Genomic DNA, 7,202 nt, shown 5'->3' with positions numbered 1-7,202 from the left:
ATTCACGCGGCGACCACACCCGCGCGGCGTCCGGTGGGACCTTGCCGGCTCGGCCTGCGCGCCTCCGTTCGCGGTGATGGAATTCAATCAGTCCGGGTTCCCACGTATTTGTAGGGCCACCGGCCCTTGGCGTTGAGAGCGTCGCCGACCTGATAGTCGTGGCTGGCGTAGCCACCGCCGAGCGCGATGACGTCGATGGCGAACAGCTTAGGCGGCCGGCCCGTCGTCATGGCCCGCACGCTGCTGGTGACCCCGTCGAGCGGCCCACCGACGAACTCAACCTGAACATCGGTCATGGTGAGTCCCATGGGCGGGCCGGCAGGTCCTGCCGATCGCCCGCCTCCCAGAGTTCCTCGGGGATCGCATCGCGTCCGCCGGTCCGCCGGAGATGGGACACGATCTCGCGTTGGGCCGCGTCCAACTCGATACGAGCCTGTCGCCATCGTTCATAAAGACCGCGCGGAAGCTCTACGCCCTGGTCGCCGCGGACGGGAGTCAGGTGAACGACCGAATGTTCGTCGTACCCGCCGATCATGTAGCGCGACATCGCGCATCCTCTCTGGGTCGACGCGGCGAGGGAAAGATCCTCAACGGTCGTCCGTCCCTTCAACCGTACGCGAGAGGCATCCGAGAAGTCTTGAACGGATATCGCTGAGACACATCCGGCCGGTTGTCTCTGGGGGTCATCACACCGGCCGGACATTCGAACAACGAAGGCCGACACGCTTGCCCGCACCCAACCAGGCTGCAAGAAGCGCGGATGTCGTAGCTGTGCTACGGTCCCTAACGTCGCAGTTTTGCGTTTCAATTAGTCTAGGCGCCCTGAGGGATCATGACCCTGGCGCTTCTCTGTTGCCAGTCCTTTCCCCTGGACGAGGGTGATCAACGCGGCGACACGGATGCCACACGGTGTGGCGTCCATGAGCCTTCTGAAGGAGAAGACATGGCTATCGGTACCGTCAAATGGTTCAACGCCGACAAGGGCTTTGGTTTCATCACACCCGACGGCGGTGGGTCGGACGTGTTCGCCCACCACTCGGCCATCACCTCGGATGGCTTCCGTAGCCTTGACGAGAACCAGCGGGTGGAGTTCGACGTCATCCAGGGTCAGAAGGGTCCACAGGCGGAGAACATCCGCGTAGTCTGACGGCGATCGGCTGCGGTGACGGAGGGCGGAACCTTCCGCCACCGCCATGCCGTCACTCACGGAGCTGTATCTGCTCCAGCTTGGCGGAGAGGGGCTCGGGGGCAGAGATACCCGGGTGAAGACCTCGTACTCGAAGCGGATGGTTCGTGATGCACTCCACCGCCGACGCGCGACATGGTTTCTACGGCGGCCCGTGTTCAGTTCGGCAGTAACTGCGGCCGTCGGTGTGCCCAGCACAGGCGTGCACGACCGCGCAGCTGAAGTTGCGTTCCACCCAGCCCCGGGGTATGGCGTAGCCAGTGAGTACTGATTCCTTGGGCAGCGAGCCAACACAGTGCCACCCCTCTCCTCCAATATGATCAGGCACTGGTCCGGGTCCAGATCTGCCGGCCGCCGCGCCAGGGCACCACCACGCTGGCACGCGGGTGCTGAAGCTGTTCCTCGCGGAGTAGGGTGGTTTGGCACGTCCGAGGGATCACCGCCACCCTCGCCGAAGCATTAGAGGCGATGAGCGCCTGATCGAGTACCCACCGGCGAATGAGCTGACCTCCGCCGCGCTCGACTGCCTGACCAGCCGTCCACCACAGCTCCTACGCCTTGTCAGCGGTTGACGTCGAACCGAGTCGAAGGCTCGGTTTACCCTATGGATCATGCGAGCCGTGCAGTGCGCCCGTTTCGGCGGTCCCGAGGTCTTGGAGCTTGTCCAGGTGCCCGAGCCGATGGCAGCCGATGGGCAACTGCTCATCGACGTAAGTGCGGCCGGGGTCAACTTCGCCGATACCAGCCGCATCGCGGGGTCGTATCGCCCGACACCCCAGTTGCCGTTCATCCCTGGTACGGAGGTGGTCAGACGAACCGGTGACGGCCATCGCGTGCTGGCCCCGATCTTCGGCGGTGGCGGGTTCGCTGAGCGAGCGATCGTCGAAGCGGCGGATGCCGTGACCGTGCCGGACGGGGTCGGCGACGCCGAGGCACTCGCGCTTCTCGTCCAAGGGCTGACCGCCTGGCACGTACTCAAGAGCTGCGCACGGATAGGCCGCGGCGAGACGGTCGTTGTCAACGCCGCGGCCGGTGGTGTGGGATCGCTCGCCGTTCAGCTCGCCAAGCACTTCGGTGCCGGGCACGTCATCGCGACGGCGTCCACACCCGACAGACGCGATCTGGCGCTCTCGCTCGGCGCGGACGTCTCCGTGTCCAGCGACGCCGACGGCTACGCGCAGCGAGTCCTCGACGCCAACGGCGGCAGGCCGGTGGACATCGTCCTCGAGTCGATCGGCGGAAGGGTGTTCAGCGCCGGACTTGATGTCCTGGAGAATTTTGGACGCCTGGTCACGTTCGGCAACGCTTCCCGCGAAGGCCGACCGTCCGTTGACCCGAATGCTCTCGCGGATCGCAATGTCGCCGTCATCGGTTTCTGGCTGCGACCGGCCCTCAGCGTTCCCGGCACCTATGCGGAGCCGCTCACCGAGATGTTCACACTTATGGCCGCTGGAGTGCTGAAACCGATGGCCCGTGCCGTATATCCGCTTGACGACGCCCGTCGTGCCTTCGGCGATCTTCTCGCCCGTAGAACGACCGGGAAGGTCATTCTGCGTCCCTGAGCACGACGCTGTGCTGAGCCAGACCCCGTGGCTGTGACACCGTCGGTGGTGTTCTGAGGTCGGGGCCTCAGCGTGCCCGTCGGGCGCTTCGCTCGGGTACGGCGACCGGCAGCCGGTAGGTGCGACGGATGCTCGTACCCAGGGCAGCGACGTTAGCACCGTAGACATGCACAGAGGCCACCACCGCATCGGTGTCGTTGGCTACTTGATGGATGTCGCCGGGCGGGATCGCGACAGTACTCGTGCCCCGCACGTTGATCCGCTCCGCGGTCGGCTCCAGAAATGACCCGCCACGCCCACGGCGCAACTGATAACAGACTTCCCGTTCCGCGCCCGTGTGCACGCCGACCACGCACCAGCACACGTGATCATGTATCGGCGTGCTCTGTCCGGGCAGCCATACGAGCGCAACGACCCCGAAGGCCCGGGCCGGATCGACGTGCACCAGATGCTGCCGGTACCGGCTCGGATCTGGCTCAAGCTGCGCGGGCGTCAGCAGGTCGTCATTGCGTAGCCAGCGTTCAAGAACGGCGCGAACCTGCTGCGCCGCGTGCAGGCCGTCGAGTGCCCCATGCACAATCGGGTCGACCTCGGCAACAAAGCCGGCCATCGACGCTGACATCCGGGTCTTATCCATCGCGGGTCATCTCCTCGATACCGGCCCGGTCGCATCGAGATCGACTCAGGCGCGGATTACTGCGGCGTACACCTTTACAATATCCCATTGGTTCAGTAGAGTATAGACGCCATCTGGCAGCGAAAGCCGATCCAGCGGCCCGTAGGCGAATTGTCAGGCCGTGGTCAGCTGAATGCTGTGGTGTCCGCCTGGCACCTGGACGAGGTGTGCGCCGGCGGCGCGTGCGGGGATGGGCGCGGGAAAGCGACTGACGACGTCCAACACTCGCGCCCTGTCGCTGACTCCGACCGCGAGTGTGCAGTGTGGCAGCAGCCCGCCGGGTCGGTAGTGCGGCCCGATGCCGGCCACGAGCGGTTCGATGACCTGGTGGACCGCGTGGTGCAAGGCCAGCAGCGGGGGTGAGGGCACCACGCCGAAGAACACGGGAGCTTCGTCGGTGAGGAAGAATCCCAGCGACTCCAGGACCAGTGGCATGCCCACCGAGTTGACGAGAACGGGCCGGAGAGCTCTGGCCACCTGTGTGGGATCGCCGTGATCGAACCCCGACAGGGTGACATGTGGATGGTAGTGAGTATCGGGGATGCTACCCAACGATGAGATGCCGTGCGTGTCGAGAGCGCCCCAGATCTGTCTGACCCGGCCGTCAGCCCGCTCGTCGAGGAACAGTTCGATCGCATAGGGCATGGCATTCTCCCGCGCCGGTGGGGCGTGTGCGAAGAGAGTACGACGCCGGACGGTTGAGGCGATACGCGCGGGTCGGTCGGACACAATGCCTACCGAGCAAGTAGGATCGGTTCGCTCAAGTCTTCCTGTAAGTGGACACCGGCCCAGGGCCGATTCCCGTGACGATGTTGTCAGGAGTGCGTATGCGTGTCTCCGCCCGTGGCGACTACGCGGTTCGTGCCGCGCTCGCCCTCGCCGCCCGGTACCCGGCCACCGTCTCCACTCAGGCGTTGGCGGATGAGCAGCGCCTGCCCCGTAAGTTCCTGGAGGCCGTGCTGGCCGATCTGCGTCGTGCCGATGTGGTGCGCGCGGTGCGCGGCTGCGACGGCGGGTACCAGTTGACCCGCGAGCCGAGACAAGTGGCGGTGGCGACGATCCTGCGGGCCGTGGACGGACCGCTGGCCGAGGTACGCGGCATGCGCCCGGAGCAGGTGACGTACGCCGGCAGCGCGCAGCACCTGTCCGAACTGTGGGTCGCCGCACGCTCGGCGCTGCGCGATGTCCTCGACGAGGTCAACCTCGCCCAGTTGGCCACCGGCCGGTTGCCCAGCCGGGTCCGGCGGCTGGCTGCCACGCCGGATGCCTGGCAGCCGCGCTGACCCCGTCGCAGCATGCTCGCGCGAGGAGGCCGCGTACGGCAAGCCGAACCACGGTACTCCGAGCAGACGGGCTGACCGACCGTCTGCGATCGGTTCGCGACGGCACCGTATGTCGATCGCCGCACATAGCCTAGCTTCCCGATAGGTGTTGACGGCTGTCGCCTCAAGGTGGTCCACTGGAGACTCTCGCGTGGTGTGGAGGAATCCGCCTTGACTGGGCAGTCGACGACCGGGCGCCGGGATGCGACGCCGTCGACGACGGCCGGTCGCCTGGAGCACCGGCTCTCGTTGCTCGCCGTCGAGCACCACGCGGTCGCCGACACGCTCTGTCAGGGCTGACGACTACCCCGGTCCGTTCCGGACCTCACCCGTCACCCGGCGGAGAGATCTGTGCCGAAAAAGCTGATCCTGAACGCCTTCGTCATGGCCCCAGGCCACCACGCCGCCGCCTGACGGCACCCCAGCGCGGAACCCGACCGTACTCTGCGACTGCCGTACTTCCTCGAAATCGCGCGGACCGCGGAACGCGGCTACCTCGACGCCCTGTTCTTCGCCGACACGCTGACCATCGCCGGCCAGGGCGGTCGGGGCACCCTGGAGCCGTTGACGCTGCTCGCGGCGTTGGCGGCGACGACCGAGCGAATCGGGCTCATCGCCACCGCGTCGACCACCTACACCGAACCGTTCAACTTGGCCCGTACGTTCGCCTCGCTCGACCACCTCTCCTCGGGACGGATCGGCTGGAACATCGTCACCTCCAGTGCGGCCGACGCCGCGGCGAACTTCGGCCGTGAGGAGATGCCGCACGAGCGCCGGTACCGGCGTGCCGACGAGTATCTCGACGTCGTGACCCGGCTGTGGGACAGCTGGGCGGACGCTGCGCGGATTCTGAACAAGGAGACCGGAATCGCGCTGGCACCCGGCCGGGCGAACGCCATCGACTACCTCGGTCAGGAGTTTCAGGTTCGGGGGCCGCTGAACGTGCCCCGGTCGCCGCAGGGCCACCCGGTACTGGTGCAGGCCGGCTCCTCCCCCGACGGCCGCGCCTTCGCCGCCCGCTGGGCCGAGGTCGTCTTCACTGCGGCGCAGACGCTGGCTGACGCGCAGGGCTTCTACTCAGACCTCAAGGCCAGGGTGGCCGTCCTCGGCCGGGACCCGAACTGGTGAGGATACTGCCGGGCATCAGTCCCTTTCTTGGGTCCACCGAAGCGGAGGCTCGTGAGCTTCGCGACCAGCTCGACGAGATTGCGGTGCCTACGGACACTGTGGACGCTCGGGTGTGGCCGCAGCTCGGCGGCGTGGACCTCAGCAGCCATCCGTTGGACGAGCCGGTGCCGCTGCACCTGCTGCCCGATCCGCAGGAGGTGCAGGGCAACCGCAGTCGGTTCTCGCTCATCGTCAACCTCGCACGGCGTGAGCGGCTGACCCTGCGCCAGCTGTTGCGCCGGCTCGCCGGCGCCCGCGGCCACCTGACGACGGCCGGTACCTCTCGGCAGGTGGCCGACCTGATCGAGCACTGGTTCACTCTCGGTGCGGCGGACGGTTTCAACGTCATGCCTCCGCTGCTGCCCGACCACTTCGACGCCTTTGTGGACGAGGTGGTACCGATCCTGCGAGCCCGTGGTCTGACCCGGTCCGGGTATCCGGACGGCACGCTGCGCGACTACTACGGGCTGCCGCGACCGACCAGCCGTCACACGGAACCCGCGTTCCTCGGTTAGGTCGGGCCGACCCGTCCCCGGTCATGACGGTCGCGGCTGCGGTTCGCCGTCGCGCATCTGAAGGTAGCGTCGCAGGGCTTCGCCCGCCTCGCGGACGTGACACCGGATGTGGCCCTCCGCGGCGTGCGGGTCGCCTTGGCGGATCGCCTCCAGGATGGCCTGGTGCTCCTCGATCGCGACGGGTAGCCGGCCGGGCGCCTGCGCGGAGAGCCGGTTGCCCAGGCGTACCTGGGCGATCAGGTTCTCCGCGACCGGCATCAGCCGCCTGCTGCCCGATCCCTCCCAGATGAGCCGGTGGAACGCCAGGTCGAGTTCACCGTAGGACTGCAGCTTGCCGGCGTCGATCGCCTTGCGCTGCTTGGCGAGCAGCCGGGCCAGCCGGACGGCCAGTTGCGCGTGGTCGGTGGCGGACGCCGCGCGGCGCGCCGCGATCCCGTCGACGGCCTCCCGGAGCTCGTACAGTTCCAGCAGGTCGTTGGGGCTGACCTCGGGGACGAAGTAGCCGCGGTGCGGCACCGCGATGAGGAACCCCTCCCGTTCCAGCGCGGCCAGGGCCGCCTTGATGGGAGTGGGGCTGAGCCCGAGCTGTTCGGTCAGCGGGCGGACGGTGACGCGGGACCCGGGGGCGAGTGAGCCGTCGAGGACCGCGGCCCGCAGGTGCTCGTAGGCGGCGCTCAACAGGGTGTGGCGCTCAACGGTCATGTGTCCCAGGTTCCCTTTCTGGTCACCGGTGCGGGATGAGTATCGCCGCCTGCCGGCACGGTCGCCGCGACA

General features: G+C 67.3%; 10 protein-coding genes. 6 read left to right on the top strand and 4 right to left on the bottom strand.

Going from position 1 to position 7,202, the window contains the following annotated elements; translation table 11 throughout:
• Positions 1–83 precede the first annotated feature (83 nt).
• Positions 84–296 carry a DUF8847 domain-containing protein gene (locus tag Raf01_RS48640; RefSeq protein WP_203924996.1) on the bottom strand — a complete coding sequence of 71 codons (213 nt, stop codon included), beginning with the start codon at positions 294–296 and terminating at the stop codon, positions 84–86.
• Positions 297–943: 647 nt separating this feature from the next.
• On the opposite strand from Raf01_RS48640, the gene Raf01_RS48635 reads away from it, so the two are divergent.
• Together Raf01_RS48635 and Raf01_RS48630 are read left to right on the top strand one after the other, a co-directional pair.
• Positions 944–1,147, top strand: coding sequence for a cold-shock protein (locus tag Raf01_RS48635; protein WP_203924995.1), 204 nt, complete (start codon positions 944–946; stop codon positions 1,145–1,147).
• A gap of 650 nt (positions 1,148–1,797) precedes the next feature.
• Complete coding sequence (locus Raf01_RS48630) at positions 1,798–2,748, top strand: quinone oxidoreductase family protein (protein WP_203924994.1); 951 nt, start codon at positions 1,798–1,800, stop codon at positions 2,746–2,748.
• Between the two features lie 67 nt (positions 2,749–2,815).
• On the opposite strand, the gene Raf01_RS48625 is transcribed toward Raf01_RS48630, so the two are convergent.
• Together Raf01_RS48625 and Raf01_RS48620 are read right to left on the bottom strand one after the other, a co-directional pair.
• A complete protein-coding gene (locus Raf01_RS48625) occupies positions 2,816–3,385 on the bottom strand; it encodes a cysteine dioxygenase family protein (RefSeq protein WP_203924993.1) in 570 nt (189 codons plus the stop codon).
• A gap of 153 nt (positions 3,386–3,538) precedes the next feature.
• Entirely contained in the window at positions 3,539–4,069 is a 531-nt protein-coding gene (locus tag Raf01_RS48620; protein WP_203924992.1) for a 2'-5' RNA ligase family protein, read from the bottom strand.
• Positions 4,070–4,251: 182 nt separating this feature from the next.
• Here Raf01_RS48620 and Raf01_RS48615 point away from each other — a divergent pair, with 182 nt between their 5' ends.
• The 4 genes from Raf01_RS48615 (at position 4,252) to Raf01_RS50430 (ending at position 6,428) form a co-directional block, all read left to right on the top strand.
• A complete protein-coding gene (locus Raf01_RS48615; RefSeq protein ID WP_203924991.1) occupies positions 4,252–4,707 on the top strand; it encodes an RrF2 family transcriptional regulator in 456 nt (151 codons plus the stop codon).
• Between the two features lie 210 nt (positions 4,708–4,917).
• The gene (locus Raf01_RS50775; RefSeq protein WP_275413235.1) at positions 4,918–5,046 is read left to right on the top strand and encodes a hypothetical protein; all 129 of its coding nucleotides are present in this window, start codon (positions 4,918–4,920) and stop codon (positions 5,044–5,046) included.
• Between the two features lie 144 nt (positions 5,047–5,190).
• Positions 5,191–5,874 (top strand): NtaA/DmoA family FMN-dependent monooxygenase, encoded by a 684-nt coding sequence (locus Raf01_RS50435; RefSeq protein WP_308442713.1) that lies wholly within the window; start codon positions 5,191–5,193, stop codon positions 5,872–5,874.
• An 83-nt stretch (positions 5,875–5,957) separates the two neighbouring features.
• Positions 5,958–6,428, top strand: coding sequence for an LLM class oxidoreductase (locus Raf01_RS50430; RefSeq protein WP_239134583.1), 471 nt, complete (start codon positions 5,958–5,960; stop codon positions 6,426–6,428).
• Between the two features lie 21 nt (positions 6,429–6,449).
• Here the strand turns inward: Raf01_RS50430 and Raf01_RS48605 are convergent, their stop codons facing one another.
• Entirely contained in the window at positions 6,450–7,130 is a 681-nt protein-coding gene (locus tag Raf01_RS48605; RefSeq protein WP_203924990.1) for a GntR family transcriptional regulator, read from the bottom strand.
• Positions 7,131–7,202: the final 72 nt, after the last annotated feature.

This window comes from Rugosimonospora africana, from assembly GCF_016862975.1.
Lineage (GTDB): Bacteria > Actinomycetota > Actinomycetes > Mycobacteriales > Micromonosporaceae > Rugosimonospora > Rugosimonospora africana.
This window is presented reverse-complemented; position numbering and strand designations above follow the sequence as displayed.

What these genes read in the sequence shown, in the direction of transcription:
- Raf01_RS48640 (WP_203924996.1), bottom strand. Translation starts at nt 296, where the DNA reads ATGACCGATGTTCAGGTTGAGTTCGTCGGTGGGCCGCTCGACGGGGTC.
- Raf01_RS48635 (WP_203924995.1), top strand. Translation starts at nt 944, where the DNA reads ATGGCTATCGGTACCGTCAAATGGTTCAACGCCGACAAGGGCTTTGGT.
- Raf01_RS48630 (WP_203924994.1), top strand. Translation starts at nt 1,798, where the DNA reads ATGCGAGCCGTGCAGTGCGCCCGTTTCGGCGGTCCCGAGGTCTTGGAG.
- Raf01_RS48625 (WP_203924993.1), bottom strand. Translation starts at nt 3,385, where the DNA reads ATGGATAAGACCCGGATGTCAGCGTCGATGGCCGGCTTTGTTGCCGAG.
- Raf01_RS48620 (WP_203924992.1), bottom strand. Translation starts at nt 4,069, where the DNA reads ATGCCCTATGCGATCGAACTGTTCCTCGACGAGCGGGCTGACGGCCGG.
- Raf01_RS48615 (WP_203924991.1), top strand. Translation starts at nt 4,252, where the DNA reads ATGCGTGTCTCCGCCCGTGGCGACTACGCGGTTCGTGCCGCGCTCGCC.
- Raf01_RS48605 (WP_203924990.1), bottom strand. Translation starts at nt 7,130, where the DNA reads ATGACCGTTGAGCGCCACACCCTGTTGAGCGCCGCCTACGAGCACCTG.